This is a genomic window from Erythrobacter sp., from assembly GCF_040217515.1.
Classification (GTDB): Bacteria; Pseudomonadota; Alphaproteobacteria; order Sphingomonadales; family Sphingomonadaceae; genus Erythrobacter.
Window position 1 is genome coordinate 276,233 of sequence record NZ_JAVJPT010000004.1, and the last position, 16,336, is coordinate 292,568.

The 16,336-nt window shown below is 65.0% G+C and carries 15 protein-coding genes and 1 tRNA gene; 13 read left to right on the forward strand and 3 right to left on the reverse strand.

What is annotated here, in order from left to right:
* Positions 1–146 precede the first annotated feature (146 nt).
* The 6 genes from infA to purC all read left to right on the forward strand — a co-directional run bounded on the left by infA (position 147) and on the right by purC (position 3,159).
* On the forward strand, positions 147–392 hold the full coding sequence (gene infA / locus RIB52_RS05335; protein WP_007163491.1) for a translation initiation factor IF-1: 246 nt from the start codon (positions 147–149) through the stop codon (positions 390–392).
* A gap of 18 nt (positions 393–410) precedes the next feature.
* A complete protein-coding gene (locus RIB52_RS05340) occupies positions 411–983 on the forward strand; it encodes a Maf family protein (RefSeq protein WP_350173670.1) in 573 nt (190 codons plus the stop codon).
* Entirely contained in the window at positions 976–1,947 is a 972-nt protein-coding gene (locus tag RIB52_RS05345) for an Rne/Rng family ribonuclease (RefSeq protein WP_350173672.1), read from the forward strand. Before RIB52_RS05340 ends, RIB52_RS05345 begins: the two co-directional genes overlap by 8 nt.
* Complete coding sequence (locus tag RIB52_RS05350; RefSeq protein ID WP_350173674.1) at positions 1,944–2,132, forward strand: DNA gyrase inhibitor YacG; 189 nt, start codon at positions 1,944–1,946, stop codon at positions 2,130–2,132. Before RIB52_RS05345 ends, RIB52_RS05350 begins: the two co-directional genes overlap by 4 nt.
* Positions 2,133–2,251: 119 nt before the next feature.
* Positions 2,252–2,327, forward strand: a tRNA-Phe gene (locus RIB52_RS05355).
* Between the two features lie 34 nt (positions 2,328–2,361).
* The gene (purC, locus tag RIB52_RS05360; protein WP_350173676.1) at positions 2,362–3,159 is read left to right on the forward strand and encodes a phosphoribosylaminoimidazolesuccinocarboxamide synthase; all 798 of its coding nucleotides are present in this window, start codon (positions 2,362–2,364) and stop codon (positions 3,157–3,159) included.
* A gap of 530 nt (positions 3,160–3,689) precedes the next feature.
* Here purC and RIB52_RS05365 read toward each other — a convergent pair.
* On the reverse strand, positions 3,690–5,897 hold the full coding sequence (locus tag RIB52_RS05365; protein ID WP_350173678.1) for a TonB-dependent receptor: 2,208 nt from the start codon (positions 5,895–5,897) through the stop codon (positions 3,690–3,692).
* Between the two features lie 272 nt (positions 5,898–6,169).
* Here RIB52_RS05365 and purS point away from each other — a divergent pair, with 272 nt between their 5' ends.
* The gene (purS, locus tag RIB52_RS05370) at positions 6,170–6,415 is read left to right on the forward strand and encodes a phosphoribosylformylglycinamidine synthase subunit PurS (RefSeq protein ID WP_350173680.1); all 246 of its coding nucleotides are present in this window, start codon (positions 6,170–6,172) and stop codon (positions 6,413–6,415) included.
* Positions 6,415–7,104: a phosphoribosylformylglycinamidine synthase subunit PurQ gene (gene purQ, locus RIB52_RS05375; RefSeq protein WP_350173682.1), complete on the forward strand. Its 690-nt coding sequence runs from the start codon at positions 6,415–6,417 to the stop codon at positions 7,102–7,104. Before purS ends, purQ begins: the two co-directional genes overlap by 1 nt.
* A gap of 14 nt (positions 7,105–7,118) precedes the next feature.
* Here the strand turns inward: purQ and RIB52_RS05380 are convergent, their stop codons facing one another.
* Positions 7,119–9,473, reverse strand: coding sequence for a putative bifunctional diguanylate cyclase/phosphodiesterase (locus RIB52_RS05380; RefSeq protein ID WP_350173684.1), 2,355 nt, complete (start codon positions 9,471–9,473; stop codon positions 7,119–7,121).
* A 225-nt stretch (positions 9,474–9,698) separates the two neighbouring features.
* On the opposite strand from RIB52_RS05380, the gene RIB52_RS05385 reads away from it, so the two are divergent.
* From RIB52_RS05385 to RIB52_RS05405, 5 genes are all read left to right on the forward strand, one after another.
* The gene (locus RIB52_RS05385) at positions 9,699–9,998 is read left to right on the forward strand and encodes a hypothetical protein (RefSeq protein ID WP_350173686.1); all 300 of its coding nucleotides are present in this window, start codon (positions 9,699–9,701) and stop codon (positions 9,996–9,998) included.
* 218 nt (positions 9,999–10,216) lie between these two features.
* On the forward strand, positions 10,217–10,585 hold the full coding sequence (locus RIB52_RS05390) for a PAS domain-containing protein (RefSeq protein ID WP_350173688.1): 369 nt from the start codon (positions 10,217–10,219) through the stop codon (positions 10,583–10,585).
* A 64-nt stretch (positions 10,586–10,649) separates the two neighbouring features.
* Positions 10,650–12,086, forward strand: a complete 1,437-nt coding sequence (locus tag RIB52_RS05395; protein ID WP_350173690.1) for a chemotaxis protein CheW — start codon at positions 10,650–10,652, stop codon at positions 12,084–12,086.
* A complete protein-coding gene (locus RIB52_RS05400) occupies positions 12,083–13,531 on the forward strand; it encodes an aromatic amino acid ammonia-lyase (RefSeq protein ID WP_350173692.1) in 1,449 nt (482 codons plus the stop codon). Before RIB52_RS05395 ends, RIB52_RS05400 begins: the two co-directional genes overlap by 4 nt.
* 14 nt (positions 13,532–13,545) lie before the next feature.
* Entirely contained in the window at positions 13,546–14,397 is an 852-nt protein-coding gene (locus tag RIB52_RS05405; protein ID WP_350173694.1) for a hypothetical protein, read from the forward strand.
* A 44-nt stretch (positions 14,398–14,441) separates the two neighbouring features.
* Here RIB52_RS05405 and glmS read toward each other — a convergent pair whose 3' ends face one another.
* Positions 14,442–16,289: a glutamine--fructose-6-phosphate transaminase (isomerizing) gene (glmS, locus tag RIB52_RS05410; RefSeq protein WP_350173696.1), complete on the reverse strand. Its 1,848-nt coding sequence runs from the start codon at positions 16,287–16,289 to the stop codon at positions 14,442–14,444.
* Positions 16,290–16,336: the final 47 nt, after the last annotated feature.

Consider the following 16,336-nt stretch of genomic DNA (forward strand, 5'->3'; position numbering starts at 1 on the left):
CTGTGCGCGTGAGGGGATGCAGCGCGCAGCCCCGGCACGGTCGCGCTCCTAACGCACGACCCTTCCCTTTTGTCCCGTCCATCGCTAAATGCCGCGCTCACATCGACGAACGCATTGTGCGTTGCAACACGGGTGCAAGGAATTTCATGGCGAAAGAAGAACTCCTCGAAATGCGCGGGCGTGTGGTCGAGCTGCTGCCCAATGCGATGTTCCGGGTGGAGCTTGAAAACGGCCATGAAGTGCTCGGCCATACGGCGGGCAAGATGCGCAAGAACCGCATTCGCGTGCTGGTCGGAGACGAGGTCCTGTGCGAACTGACTCCGTATGATCTCACCAAGGCGCGGATCACCTATCGCTTCATGCCGGGCCGCGGCGGTCCCGGCCCGCAGTAAGCCTGCGCTGCCCGGCTGATGGGCGCGCCTCACCTGACATTGGCATCGGCCTCGCCCCGGCGGCGCGACCTGCTCGCGCGGCTCGGCCTCGCGCCTGACACGGTCACCCCCGCCGACATCGACGAGACGCCGCAGGGGGGCGAGCTTCCGCGCGACTATGCGCTGCGCATGGGGCGCGAGAAAGCGCTTGCCTTAGAGGCTCCCGGATTCGTGCTGGCGGGTGACACCGTGGTCGCGGCAGGACGCCGCATCCTGCCCAAGACCGAGACGCGCGAGGAGGCGCAAAGCTGCCTCAAGCTGCTGTCGGGCCGCCGCCATACCGTCCTGTCGAGCGTCGTCCTGCGCGCCCCCGACGGAACCCTGCGCGAACGGCTGAGCGAGAACACCGTGCGCTTCAAGCCGCTCTCGCGCGAGGAGATCGCGGCCTATCTCGCAGGCGGCGAATGGCGCGGCAAGGCGGGCGGCTATGCGATCCAGGGCGCGGCGGAAGGCCTTATCCAGTGGATTCGCGGGAGCCATTCCAGCGTAATGGGCCTGCCGCTCTACGAGACGCGGGCGCTGCTCAAGGCGGCGGGGTTCCCGATTGCCTGACTCCGGGCCTCGATGGCTGGTCGAGGACGGCATCGGCGAGCGACGCGCGCTGCTCGTCAAAGACCGCGAGGCCCTTGCCGCGAAGCTGCTGTGGCCGGGCGAGATGCGCGCGGGCGATATTGTCCCGGCACGGCTCGTCGCCAAACGGGCGGGCAAAGCGCGCGGCACGGCGCGAACCGAAGCGGGGCGCGAAATCCTCGTCGACCAGCTTCCCTGGGGCGTGACCGAGGGGGCAACGCTGACGGTGCTCATTACGCGGGCAGCGATCGCCGAGCGCGGACGGCTGAAACGCGCGCAGGGCCGGGTCGTGGACGGCGTGCCGAAAAATGAGGCAGCGCCCTGGCCGAACGCATCCGCGCGCGTGGTGCGCCGCTTTCCGTCCGGATTGTGGGAAGAGGCCTGGTCCGGCGCCTCCAGCGGGTCGATCACCTTTCCCGGCGGCGAGATCCTGTGCTCGGTCACCCCGGCCATGACCGTGATCGACGTCGACGGCGAAGGGACCCCGCGCGATCTCGCGCTTGGCGCCGTTCCCGCCATCGCCCGCGCGATGGTCCTGTTCGATTGCGGCGGCAATATCGGCATCGACTTTCCCTCGATCGAGACGAAGGCGGATCGCCGTGCGGTGGACGAGGCGCTAGGCGCGGCGCTCGCCGATTTCCCGCATGAGCGCACCGCGATGAACGGCTTCGGCTTCGTGCAGGTGGTCGCGCGGCTCGAAGGCCCCTCGTTGCTCGACCGCTTTGCGACCAGCCGCGTCGGAATGTGCGCGCGCATGGCGCTGCGTCGGGCGGAGATACTCGATGGCGCGGGCACGGTGCTGGCGACAGTGCACCCCGCGCTCAGGGCAAAGCTCGGGGCCGAATGGCTCGACGAACTCGCCCGCCGCACTGGGCGCGAAGTGCGCGTGGAAACCGATCCCGGCCTTGCGCTCGAAGCGCCGAGTGCGCAGATTGTCGCGCCATGACCAGCGCATCGCACAAACCCTGCCCGATCTGTCGCAAGCCCCGCAGCGTGGATTTCAGCCCGTTCTGCTCGCAGCGCTGCAAGGACCGCGACCTCGCCCGGTGGTTCGGCGATGGCTATGCCGTGCCCGGCCGCCCGGCGAGCGAAGAGGAACTGGCACAGCGCAGCTGGGACGAGCAGGACTGAAGCCTGCACGACGCAGGGCGCAAGGGCAGAATTCCCTCTTGCCAAGCCCGCCGCCGTGTCCCATAGGCCCGCTCTCATTCGCTCGCCGGCATGGGTTCCATGTCGCCGCGGAGTAGGAAGCCCAAGTAGCTCAGTTGGTAGAGCATACGACTGAAAATCGTAGTGTCGGTGGTTCGATTCCGCCCTTGGGCACCACTCCCTTACTGACGCGAGGCCGCAAGAACCCGACATGTCCCGCCGCACCAAGATCTACGAAGGCAAGGCCAAGATCCTCTATGAGGGCCCCGAGCCGGGCACGCTGATCCAGTATTTCAAGGACGATGCCACCGCGTTCAACGCCGAGAAGAAGGGCACGATCAACGGCAAGGGCGTGATCAACAATCGGATCAGCGAACACGTCTTCTCCCGCCTCGCCCATATCGGCATCCCGACCCATTTCATCCGCCGGCTCAACATGCGCGAGCAGCTGATCCGCCAGTGCGAAATCATCCCGATCGAGGTGGTGGTGCGCAATGTCGCGGCCGGCTCGATTTCCAAGCGGCTCGGGATCGAGGAAGGCGAACCGCTGCCGCACACCTTGATCGAATATTACTACAAGGACGATGCCTTGGGCGACCCGCTCATCGCCGAGGAACACATCGCCTGTTTCAACTGGGCAAGCAATGAGGAGATGCACGACATTTCCTCGATGGCGATCCGAATCAACGATTTCTTGTGCGGCATGTTCTCCGCGATCGATGTCCGCCTGGTCGATTTCAAGCTCGAATTCGGACGGCTTTACGACGGCGATTTCAGCCGCGTGATCCTTGCCGACGAAATCAGCCCCGATGGCTGCCGCCTGTGGGACATGGGCTCGGGCGAGAAACTCGACAAGGATCGCTTTCGCCGCGATCTCGGCGGCGAGGAAGAGGCCTATCGCGAAGTCGCCCGCCGGCTCGGCCTGCTTGCAGGCGAAGACAGCGGACCGGGCGAAGTGCTCGACCTGTCCTCGCATCGCTCGCGCCTGCGAACACCGCCCAAGAAATAGAACGATCCGGAGCAGCAGGCAGTCCGGGCCACTTGCCCGGCCTTCCGCCGCCGGTCGCAAGGGCGACTGTTCAGTCGCCACGCCATGCAAAGGCTCCTTTCTTCCAAGGAGCCCAGCCCTTTCGTGCCTGCCCCGAAAAGAGGCACACTCCCCCATGCCCGGTTTGAAGGCAGGAACGGTCGCTGGCTGAAAAAGAAGCAGGCGGTTCCGAGACTTCTTTTGCCATGGCAGCCCGAGGCGCTGGCGGTTCACACCTGCCCACCAAACGGGCACATCTGTCGATTACAGACTGCCCGCCCTTTGGTCATGATTGCAGGCGCCCCGGCACGAATTTGCCGCGGCCGTGCTGTCGGCGGCCGCCTATTGCCGCCAGCTGCCCGCCGGACAGGCAGCGAGGGCCGTGCATTCGCCGGCGGGGGGCCTGTTCGTGGAGGCGTGCACAAAAAAGGGGCCGACAAGTCGCCTCTTGCCAGCCCCATTCTGAATACGGGTCCGGATTCGAAGCCCGGCCTCCCTCTCCTTGTCAGGTCTTAGTAATCGACTCCGAAGGAAACGCCAACCACCCTCGGATCGTTGACGAAAGCGGTGAGGTTGTTGAAGTCGATCGCGCCGAGAATGTTGTCCTCATTGGTGATGTTGCGCGCGAACAGGGCGACTTCCCATTGGCCGTTGCCGCCGCTGTACCCGATGCGAAGCCCGCCTTCGATCCGGCTGTCGGCGTTGAACTCGGCGCTTTCGTAGAGGAAGAAATTGGTCTCGCCGAGATAGATCCAGTCGGTGAAGATAAACAATTCGCCGCTGTCGCCTACCGGCACGCCATAGCGCGCGGTGAAATCGCCGCTCCATTCGGGAGCATTGGGGAAGGGATTGCCGTCCACCAGGGCGCGGTTCTGCCCGCCGAGATTCACTGTCGGATCGAGCACGGTACATTGCGCGCATACGCCCACCGCGAGATCGGTATCGTTGATCTGCGTGTCGTTATAGGCGACGCCGAGAGTCAGGGTGAGATTCGGCGTGGGCTGGACAACGGTGTCGAGCTCGAAGCCCCATGCCTCGCCCTCATTCGCGTTGATCAGCTGGACGAGATTGCCCGCCCCGCCGACCGCCGTGAATTGCGGGTCCTCGACCGTGTAATAGAATACGGCCCCGTTCAAGCGCACCTTGCGATCCGCGAGCTCGGACTTGAAGCCCGCCTCATAGCTGGTGATGTTTTCCGACTGGGCGACCGAAGGCGCAGCGAAAAAAGCGACGTCGCGGCCCTGGATGGTGGGTGCGCGAAAGGCATTGGCGACGCGGGCATAGACGCTGGTCGTGTCGGTCACGTCCGCGAAGACGCTGATGTCCCAGTCGATATTGTCGTCCTGCACGCTCACAGGCTGCAGCGGCGCGCCCGAACGCACGAAGAAATCCTTTTCATCGTCCGTGTAGCGCAGACCCGCTGTGACGCGCAGCGCCTCGGTCAGTTCGTAGCTCGCCTGTCCGAACACGGCCCAGGCGGTGTTGGTGTGGTTGACCGTGACGGGCGGCGGGAAGGTGAAGCCGACCGTGCTGACGTCGAAATCGCTGTCGAAGATGAACGCGCCCACCTGCCAGGACAGCGGCCCGTCGCCATTGGAGGCGAGTCGCACTTCGTGGGTGAGCTGTTCGAGATCGATCGAATCCTGCGTGTCCGAGGCGAACGGGATGAAGCCCGGTCCACCCGGATTGCCGCCATCGATGTCGCCGCGGCTGAAGCCCTTGCTCGTCCAGTAGCTGGTGATCGAGGTCAATGTTGCGAAATCGAATTCATAGGAGCCGTTCAGCACCGCCCCGAATTGCTGGTATTCGGCCGGATTGCCGCCGCCCGCATCATAGAACACGGTGTCGCGGTCATAATTCTGGTTCAATTCGTTGCTGCCGGGCGACAGCACGTTTGCGCGGAAGAATGTCGAAGAGCCGTCGAGATCGCGGAAATTGACCTGGGCGAGAATCTCGCTGCGCTCGTCCGGGGTCCACAAAAGCTGGCCGCGAACGGCGAAATCGGTGAATCCGCCGAGGACGTTTTCCTCACCGGTAAAGCCATTGTCGATCCAGTCGCCGCGGCGCTGGAACTGCGTCGAAACGCGGAAAGCCAGCGTGTCCTCGACAATCGCCCCGCCGACGGCGCCGGTCAGCGAGACCGTGTCGAGCGAGCCGAAGCTGAGACCCGCTTGCACGTCGGTTTCGAAGCCGGGCTTCACGCTCTCGATCTTGACGATTCCCGCCGGCGTATTGCGCCCGAATAGCGTGCCCTGCGGCCCGCGCAGCACCTCGACACGCTCGACGTCGAAGATCGGAAAGCTCTTGAGCGTGACATTCTCGAGCACGATCTCGTCGAGGATGACCGAAACCGGCTGCGAGGCGGCAAGATCGAAATCGGTGTTGCCGAGCCCGCGAATATAAAAGCGCGGGGCGACTCGCCCGTTCGAACTTTCGACATTCAGGCCGGGCGCAGCGCCCGCCAGCGCGGTCGTGTCGGCGGCGCCCGAGAAAATCAGATCGATCCGGCTTTCATCGAGGATGTCGGCCGAGACGGCGACGTCCTGCAGGCTTTCCTCGCGCCGGTTGGCGGTGACGATGATCATCGGCAATTCGCCGTCGGAGGCCTGCACGGTCTCATTGTCCTGCGCGCTCGCGGGGGCGGCGAGACTCACGGCGGCGGCGGACAGAAGGCTGGTCGAGGCCCAGAGGGCACGCACGAACGGGATCGGCTGTGACATGGTGAAGATTCCTCTTTTTTGTCACATGGAGAGCAGCGTGACACTTTGTCCGCTGGCAGATTTGCGCGATTCTGGCGAGATGCGGCAGTGCACAAATGACGTAAAAGTGGCAGGCGCGCGTCATTCCTGCGTCGCCTGTGGCAAATCGGTTACATTTCTCGGCTCGATGGCCTTTTGCCGACCGGGGGAGACTTGCGACACCCCCCTCCCCCTCCGCCCCATCCCCCGCTATACGCCGCTGCGACCATACGCAGCCACGGGACCCCCTTGTCATGAAAGTCCGCATTCTTGTCCGTCTCAAGCCCGGCGTGCTCGATCCTGAGGGCCGTGCAGTGCATCACGCTCTGGATGGGCTTGGTTTCGAAGGCATCGAGGACGTGCGCATGGGCCGGATGATCGAGATGGAAGTTGCCGACAGCACGAATGACGAGACGCTCGCGGCGATGTGCGAACAGCTTCTGGCCAATATGGTGATCGAGGATTACGCCATAGAGAGGGTCGAAGGGGAGCTAGGCTGATGGGCTTTCGTGCAGGGGTGGTGACCTTTCCCGGCTCGAATTGCGACCGGGATATGGCCGTCGCGCTGGAAAGGGTTTCGGGCGAGAAAGCGATCCGCATCTGGCACGGTGATCCCGAGCTTCCAGGGCGGCTCGATCTGATCGCGTTGCCGGGCGGCTTTTCCTACGGCGATTACCTGCGTTCCGGCGCGATGGCCGCGAAAAGCCCGATCCTGCGCGCCGTGATCGCGGCGGCTGAGCGCGGCGTGCCGGTGCTCGGCGTGTGCAACGGGTTCCAGGTGCTGACGGAAGCGGGCTTGCTGCCCGGTGCGCTGATGCGCAATGCGAACCAGACTTTCATCTGCCGCACCGTGCCGCTGACGGTGGAAAACGCGTCCAGCCCCTTCACCCGCGGCTATGACAAGGGCGAAACGATCCGCATTCCCGTCGCGCATCATGACGGCAATTACTTCGCCGACGAGGAAACGCTCGACACGCTTGAAGGCGAGGGGCGCGTGGCGTTCCGTTACGGCGAAACCTGCAACGGGTCGCGCCGGGACATCGCCGGGATTCTGAGCGCGAACGGGCGGGTGCTGGGGATGATGCCGCATCCCGAACGCGCAATCGAACCGGCGAGCCATCCCGCGCTCGGCGGGGCCGACGGGCGGCGGCTATTCGAGGGTCTGATCGGCGCGCTGGCCGATGCGTGACTCAGACGAGTCCGTCAGGCGCTGAGGCGACGCAGGTTCCTGAACAGGCGGCGGGCTTCGTCGTTCGACATCGGGCGGCCGAAGTAGAAACCCTGGATCTTGTCGCAGCCCAAGTTGCGGATCAGGGCCGCTTCGTCCGAATTCTCGACCCCTTCGGCGGTGGTGGTCATTTCCAGGCTTTTGGCCATCGCCACGACGGCGTTAATAATCGCAAGGCTTTCATTGTTGCCCTGCGCCGCTCCCTGGACGAAGCTGCGGTCGACCTTGATCGTCGAGAAACGCAGTTTGCGCAGGTAGCCGAGCGAGGAATACCCGGTCCCGAAATCGTCGAGAGCGACCGAACAGCCCAGCGCCATCACCTGTTCGAGCGCGTTGCGCGCCACGCTCGCATCGCGCAGGAAGATGCTCTCGGTCACTTCGACCTCGAGCCTTTCGGGTCGTAGCCCGCTCGCGGCGAGAGCATCGATCACGTCCTGGTGGAAATCGGGTTCGAGCAATTGCTCGGGAGAGACGTTGACATTGACCTTCACGTCTTCGGGCCATTCGCGCGCTTCCATGCAGGCTTGGCGCAGGACCCACTTGCCGATCGGCACGATCAGTCGCGTTTCCTCGGCCAGCGGGATGAATTTGCCCGGGCTGACGAAGCCATGCTCGCACGAATTCCAGCGCACCAGCGCCTCGAAGCTGACCACATTTTCGCTACGCGCATCGACCACCGGCTGGTAGTGCAGCACGAATTCGTCGAGCCCGAGGGCCTTGCGCATGCTCACTTCGAGCTGGCGGCGTTCCTCGGCCGACGCGTGCAGGACCGGTTCGAAGGTGCAATGTTCGCCTCCACCGATATCCTTCGCCTGATAGAGCGCGAGATCGGCATTGCGCATCAGTTCCTCGACCGTCTTGCCGTCGCGCGGGCCGATCGCCGAACCGACGCTGGCACCGACATAGAGCGTGTGCTGTTCGACCTGGTAGGGCTCGGACAGCGTCTCGATCACCCTGCGGGCGACTGCCCCGATGAGTTCGCGGTCGCTAGCATCGCGGATCACGATGGCGAATTCATCGCCGCCGAGCCGCCCGCACATCAGCTCGTCGTTCATCAAGGCCTGTAGGCGCGCGGAAACCTGAGCCAGCAGCTTGTCGCCCGTCAAGTGGCCGAGCGAATCGTTGACCGCCTTGAAGCGATCGAGATCGACCATCAGCAATGCGCAGCGCGAGCGCCATTTCTCCGCATCACGCAGTGCATCGCCCAGCGCCTCGGTCAGTTGGAGGCGATTGGGCAGCTGGGTAAGCGTGTCGTAGCGCGCGAGATAGGCGATCTTTTCCGAGGACTGGCGTTGCTGAGTCACGTCCGATCCGACCCCGCGAAAACCGGCGAAGCGTCCCCGCTCGTCGCGCATTGGCGTGCCGGACAGTTCCCACCAGCGTTTCTCGCCCTGGATCGTGACCTCGACCAGCAGGCTGGAGAAGTTTTCGCGGTTCTTCAACTTGTCGGCGAGCTCGTGCAGGCTCCGGGGGAACCGGCCATCGCCCCATGCACCGTCGCTTACCAGTTCGAGCAGCGGTTTGCCGGTGACAGCGGCCTGCGAGGTTCCCAGAGCGAACGCGAAGCGCGGGGAGACCGAACGCAGCTTGCGCTGGGTGTCGACTTCCCACAGCCAGTCCGCCTCGTTTTCCTCGAACTCGCGCAGCAGGAGCGATACGACTTCCTCCTTTTCCGCGATCGCGGCCTCGGACAGACGGGCGATGAGATAATGCCGCCCCGTCTCGATCGCGCCGACGACCGAGACGACGGTGAAAACCAGCGATACGATCATGGTCAGCCACTCGCCCGCAATCCCAAGCGCCGCCGCTGTGCCCGCCCCGACAATGCTGGCGAACACCACCACGCCGAGCGGTGCGGCAGTGTTAAAGAAAACGCCCGCCGTGACGAGGATCGCGAGGATGTAAAGCATCGCCCCGAACGCCCCGGACGAGCCTGCAAGGCCGAAGCCGATCACCGCAGCCGCCCACAACAGCCCGGACAGGATGGGAGTCTGGGCCTGGCGGTAAAATTCTCTCGTCGTGATCCGGCGATGCGCGACATCGCCGAGCGTGCGGTCGAAAGCTGCCCCGCGAAGGTGCACCGCGACCAGCGCGGCCATCCACACTGCAAGCCAGGCGAACGGCACGCTATCGCGGTACAGAACCGCGACGAAAACCGCGAATAGCGCATGGGAATAGGAGCGCAGAAAGGTGAGGCCGGCGAGCGCGGAATACTGCAGCCCTCGCAGCCGCGCCCATTCCGTCCCGCCCTGGCCCGACAGGCCGAGCACGGCCGCGGCCGTCAGTCCGGGAATGGCCGGCTGCGCGGGGGAAGGCTGCTGTTCGCTCACGCCCTCTCGATTACCCGGGAAAGGTTAGAGGCCGGTAAATCGGCGCGGCTTCCAGGCGCGCCGGGCATCCGAATGGCCTACAGGGGTTCTTGCGCCTTCCGCTCTTCGCTTTGTCCCAGGTGCAGGCCGGTAATTTCCCCTGCCATTCCCCGGCACCGATCTTAACCGCCCCGGCCCATCATCCGAGCTGACATTCCCGGAATGTCCAACGAAAGGAGAGTGACCATGTCCCAGCAACTGTCAGGATCGTCCGAAGACCTCGGGGAAATGCTCGCAAGCCTCGAACAGCAGCTCATCGCCCTGTACGAGGAAAAGCAGGCCGTAGCGCATGACGGGTCCGATATCGCCGCGATGCACGAGACCATCACCAATCTCGAAGCGCAGATCATCGAACTCTACCGCGAGAAGGAAGAGCTGCTCAGCCCCGATGGGCTGCTAGCCCGCAAGGACGAGACGATCGACAATCTCGAAGCGCAGGTCGTCGAGCTTTACCGCGAAAAAGAAACGCTCGCTCAAGCTGCCTGACGGCCAGCCCGCAACCGTTAACCAGGCATGGCGAGCCCGGCCGCCTTTCGGCGGATCGTCAATCGCGTCCAGGCTTCGTCGGAGCTTCTTGCAAGCCTTTTCCGTTCGCCCGCTGCGAGCAGCCCGCCGCCGCATCGCCGCGATGTGGGAGCGGGTGCCAATGAGTGTCCAACCAGACCAGCTTCATCTTCCAACTTAAGCATACCAGGAGAACCGCTATGTCTTTCGTTACTGCCGAAATCGATTCCAGCCTCGCCAACCTTTCGCGCGAAAGCGCAGACGCTGCCGATTTCGGCATCGTGAAGGTCGACGACGAAGGCAAGATCGAACTCTACAACCATTACGAAGCCGAACTTGCCGGCGTGACCCCGGCCGCTGCCGAGGGCCGCAACTTCTTCACCGAGATCGCGCCCTGCACCAATAACAAGCTTTTCTATGGCCGCTTCAAGTCGGGCGTCGAGGCGGACGATCTCGATGCCGAATTCAACTACACCTTCACCTACAAGCTGCGCCCGACCAATGTCGCGATCCACATGAAGCGCGACAAGGAAAGCAAGTCGAACTGGGTTTTCGTCAAGAAGAAGTGATCCAGGCAGGCGACGGGCCGGGCTGCGCGCAGGGGCGGCCCGGCCGGCCGCCGAGGCGAACGCTATGGACGAGACGTTTTCCAAGGTTCAGGCCCTGCGCCATGCGCTGCTCGACCCGGCCGAGGTCAGGGCGACAATGGGGGTCGTCGCGCTGACGCCGGATGTCACGCCCGAAATCCTCACCGAGGTCGAACGCGACTACCGCGCGCGTTGCGAAAGCATCTGTGCGGCGATGGACGATCTCACTTTCGACGGCGACGAGAGCGAAGCGGAAAAGCATATCCCGCTGACCTGGCTCGCGCTGCGTTACGAATGGTCGCGCGCCAACGACCAGATGCAATACCAGACAATCCTCAAGGGCCAGGCCGACCCGATGACCGTGGCCCATGGCTCGATGCTCTCCAAGATCGCCGAAAAGCTCGAGGCGCTGCAGACGCGCGCCGAATTGTTCTGGACCCTGAAGCTCGCGGCCGACCCGTTCGGCACGGTCGGGCGGATTCCGCAGATGGCGCGCCGGCTGATGAGCGTGACCGCCGCAACCGGGCGAGCCATCGGCGAGGTGCTGCAGGAATTCAACTCCGCCTGCGATTTCGTGAGCGACAGGGTCGAGGAGCGCGATGTGCTCGACAAGCTCGACAAAGCGCTCGCCGCCTCGATCGAATGTGTCGACAACAGCGTCGGGATCGAACTCGGCGACCTCCATGCCGCGCTCGAGGTAGAGCTGGTCGAGCGGCTCGAGCGGGCCGGTGTGACCGCTCTCATCGAGCTCGGGAATGTCGACAGCGCGCAGCTCATCCCGCCGGACGTGTCCGACTTCTTCTTCGCTCTCGCGCGCGGCTGGCTTGACCACTTGTTTGCGCATTCACTCGAACGCACACCCGACGAACGCGAGGCGGCGGGCAAGAACGCCCATCTCACGCTCACCTGGCGGCTCGAGCGCGACGAGCGCAGGCTGGTCTTCGTGATCGAGGATGACGGCCTCGGCCAAGACGGTTTCACACTCGATCGCGAGGCGCTCGCCCCGGGGCTGCAAGTGCGCCAGACCCACCAGCCGGGCGTTGGCAGCAAGCTGGTCGTCGAATCCAATTTCATGCTCAACGGCAATGCGGAGTATCTGAGCTTTTCGGTCCATAACGGGCTCGATCGCTCGACGCTTGCCGTGCCCGCGCAATATGTGAGTTTCATCGAGCTCGTCGATGCCGCTCGGCTCGGCTCGACCGCCAAGCTGCTGGCGACCTCCAGCGGCGATTACTACCCGGTGCTCGACACGTCGCGCGCAGTGTTCGGCGCGGCGGCGGACTATGAACGCAATCTGGTTGTCTTCGCCGATCTCGGCGAGGCCGGGCGCCTGGCCCTGCGCGCAAGCGCGATCCACGGCATCACGCGCGGGCGGGTGCGCCCGCTCCCATTCGATGCCGGCGACCAGAAGGTCGCCGGCGTGCTCAACAATTCCGGGGACCTCGTGATGGTCCTCGACATCGAGGAAATGCTTGCATCGTGACCATCGCCGCGACCGTCCCCGCCCCTTCCGACGCGTTCCATGCTCTGCCTGACCCGGCGCCGTTCGATCCGGCCTTCCCGGCCGCGCGGCGAACGATCGGCGAACTCGCCGCACTGGGCGACGCATCGGTCCAATTCGAGCCGAGCAGGAGCGAGCTCGACCGCGCGGAGCGCTCCTTCGAGCAGCTGATGCAATATCTCGCCGACCATCCCGAAAAGCGCATTTACGGCATCCATACCTATTACGGGGCCGATATCGAAGACCCGCGGGACCCTGCGGACTGGCGGCGCCAGCAGGCCGAATTGCTGCGCTACCTGCATGTCGGCGTGGGAGAAAACCTGCCCGATCGGGTGGTGCGGCGCGCGCTGCGGATCCAGGCCAGGAAATCGTTGAAGGGCTATTCCGCGATCCATCCCGACACGATACGCGGCCTCATCGAACTCTCGAACGGCGACGCCCTGCCAGCCGTGCCGCGCTATGGCAGCCTGGGGGCGAGCGGCGATCTAGTGCCGATGGCCCATGCGATCGCTCCGGTGATCGAGGAAAACGGCGCGCGCGGCCCGCGTGACGTGCTCGGCCTTGTCAACACCAATTCGATGATGAGCGCGCTCGCGGTCGAACTGTTCGGCGATGTCCAGGCCCTCCTATCCCAGGCCTGCCGGGCGACGGCGCTGGCGAGCATCGCGCTCGGCCTCGACGATGAATTCTGCACCGGAGGCACACTCGCCATCAATCCCGCCCATGACCGCAACCGCGAGGCGGGCGCGATGATCGCGCGCGCGCGGCGGCGCTTTCTCGGGCGCAGCGGCGCGGATGCGACCGGACGCAGCGATGCCGGCGCACCCCAGCCGCGCTATTCAATCCGCTGCGCGCCCCAGGTTCTCGGCAATGCAATCGCCCAGCTCGATTTCGCCGCCGAGCGGATCGCGGCCGAAGCTCTTTCGGTCTCGGACAATCCGATCATCGATGCCGAGGGTGGAAGTGTCGCAATCGCGCATGGCGGGCTGTTCTACACCGCCGGGCTCGCGACCGCGGCCGACCAGCTGCTCGACGTTGCGTGCAAATGCGCCGAAATGCTCAACCGGCAGACTTTCCTCCTCGTCGACCCGCACGAGAGCGAGGGGCTGCCGCGCAATCTCGAATGCAAGGCGGGCGATCACGTCAAGGGTATCCACCAGCTCGTCAACGCGCTCGAGCAATCGCTGCGTGCGGGCGGCGTTCCCGCACGTAGCCTGACTTCGCCCGCGGAGGGGTACAACCAGGACATCGTGCCCGGCAGCATGGCCGCTCTGCTCAACCTCGGCGAGCGGGTCGAAATCGCGCGCGAGCTGGCGCGCGGTGTGTCCTTCATCGCTGAGCGCGGCGCGCTGCTACGCCTTCGGCGGCCCGTGCCCGAGCGTCTCACACTTGCCGCGTGGGGCGATTTCCGCGCGCCCGGGTCGTAAGGAGACGCGGGGCCGTGAGGGCGCTGTTCAAGGACCTTTTGAAAGGGAGCGGCACGCCCGTCATCCAGACGGCGGGGCCGGAAGGCGAGACGATCCTGTCGGCCGCCAATATCTGGACGTCGGCCCATGCACGGCGGATCGGACTGCGCGAACAGGGTCTTTTGCCGGGCGATGTCCTGTGTGCCGGGTCGGGCCCCTTTACCGCCGCGATCGATTTCGTGGCCTGCTGTATCGGCGGCTTCACCTACCTGCCGCTCGCGCCGGAAAATCTTGCCGCCCTGAGTGACGAGCTGCGCAAGCGGCCGATCGCCGGGCGCGCAGGGGCAGCGTTTGCCGACGATGCGGGCAGGGTCGCGCACCACGCGGGGCGTCTGCCAGCCAGCCTCGCCGCGCTGCATGAAGCACCCCAGGCACAGCTCGCCCTGCTCTCTCCCGAATTGGCGCATTTCACGGGCGAAGAGCTGGTGCGCGCCATCGCCCGTCTTTCGAAGGACCTTTCCACACCCGTCGGCGGCGCGCGGCTGACCCGTCGCGGGGCGTATGACGATGCCGGTTTCGTGACCGACCTGCTGCTTGGCCTGTACAACCGCCAGACGATTTACTGGCGCGGTGCGCCCCGGCCGGACGAGGTGGACACGCTTGCCGAGCTCTTCGCCCTGGAGATCGACGATCTCGTCCTCGGCCCGGCCATGATCGAACCCTTAGCCGAGGCCGCCGACCGGCTCGCCGCAGCGACGCGCCCGGCGCTTTCCCGCATCCGGCTCCATACCGGCGGAGCGGCGCTTTCGGCGGGGCAGCGCGACTTCGCCGAGGACCTTTTCGGCGCGGTCATTGTCGAGCCTGCGCTTGCCGCTCTGGTGAATTGAAAGCCGCCGGCAGGTTTTGCTTCAGTCACGCCCTAGTTGGGGCCTCATTCCACCGTCACCGACTTGGCGAGATTGCGCGGTTGGTCGACATCGGTGCCCTTCACGACGGCGACGTGATAGGCGAGCAACTGGACGGGGATCGCATAGACAAGCGGCGCGATCAGCGGGTGGACCATCGGCATCTCGATCGTCGCGAGGCAGCCCTCGCCCGCTTCGGCGAGGCCTGTCGCATCGGAAATCAGCACCACCTGCCCGCCGCGCGCGCGGACCTCCTCCATGTTCGAGACGGTCTTTTCGAACAGCGGGCCCGACGGGGCGATCACCACAACCGGCACATCGTCGTCGATCAACGCGATTGGCCCGTGCTTCATCTCGCCCGAGGCATAGCCCTCAGCATGTATGTAACTGATTTCCTTGAGTTTCAAAGCCCCTTCGAGCGCCAGCGGGTAATCCTGTCCGCGCCCGAGATAGAGCACGTCACGCGCCGGGGCGATCAGCGGTGCCATCGCGGCGATATCCTCGTCATGATCGAGCGCGGCATTCAATGCGGCGGGTGCTTCCAGCAGATGGCCAACCACTTCGCGCTCCTCCTCGTTGGTGAATCCGCCCCTTTTCACCGCCATGTGCGCAGCGAGCGCGGCGAGCACGGCGAGCTGGCAGGTGAAGGCCTTGGTCGAGGCAACGCCGATTTCGGGCCCCGCATGGGTCGGCAGCAGCAGGTCGGCCTCGCGCGCCATCGTGCTGGTCGGCACATTCACGACGACCCCGATCGTCTGGCCCTGCTCGCGGCAATGGCGCAGCGCGGCAAGCGTGTCGGCGGTCTCGCCGCTCTGGGAGATGAACAGGGCCAACCCGCCCTCTTCAAGCACCGGATCGCGGTAACGGAATTCGCTTGCCACATCTATGTCGACCGGCAGGCGGGCGAAACGTTCGAACCAATACTTCGCGACCATGCCGGCATAAAAGGACGTGCCGCAGGCAACGATCGTGAGACGTTTCACGCCTGACAGGTCGAAATCGAATTGCGGCAGCGCCACGGCGTTGTCCTCGCGCCGCAGGTAGGAGCCGAGGGTCTGCGCCACTACGGTCGGCTGTTCGAAGATCTCCTTTTGCATGAAATGGCGGTAATTGCCCTTTTCGACCGCTGCGGCCGAGGCGCCCGAGGCGCGGATTTCGCGCTCCACCGGATTGTTTTCGGAATCGAAAACCTGCGCCCCGCTGCGTCCGACAACGACCCAGTCGCCTTCCTCGAGATAGGAGATGCGCTGGGTCAGCGGAGCGAGCGCGAGCGCGTCGGAGCCGAGATACATCTCTGCCTCCCCCGCTCCCTCGGCGCCTTGCGGTCCATATCCGACCACCAGCGGCGAGCCGAGCCGCGCGCCCACCAGCAGGTCGGGATGGCTGCGAAAGGCGATGGCGAGCGCAAAGGCACCCCGCAGGCACGGAAGGACTTCCTTCACCGCATCGATCGGGTCCGCCCCCGCCTCGATCCGGCTCGATATCAGGTGCGCGATCACTTCGCTGTCGGTTTCGCTTTCGAAAGTCCGGCCCTGGGCCGCCAGCTGGCTGCGCAATTCCTTGTAATTCTCGATAATGCCGTTGTGGACGATCGCCACCTCGCCGGTCGCATGCGGGTGGGCATTGGTGGCAGTCGGCGCGCCGTGCGTCGCCCAGCGCGTATGCGCGATCCCGGCATTACCCGGCGCGGGGTCCTGTGCGAGCACGCTGGCGAGATTGGCGAGCTTCCCCTCGGCCCGGCGGCGCACCAGCGCGCCATCGTGCAGCGTGCAAATCCCGGCGCTGTCATAGCCGCGATATTCCATCCGCCTAAGGCCGTCGAGCAGCCGCTCGGCGACCGGTTCGCCGCTGACGATACCCATTATGCCGCACATTGCCTCTGTTCCCTCGATCGAGCGGCGAGCGGATCGGCGCGCCGCTG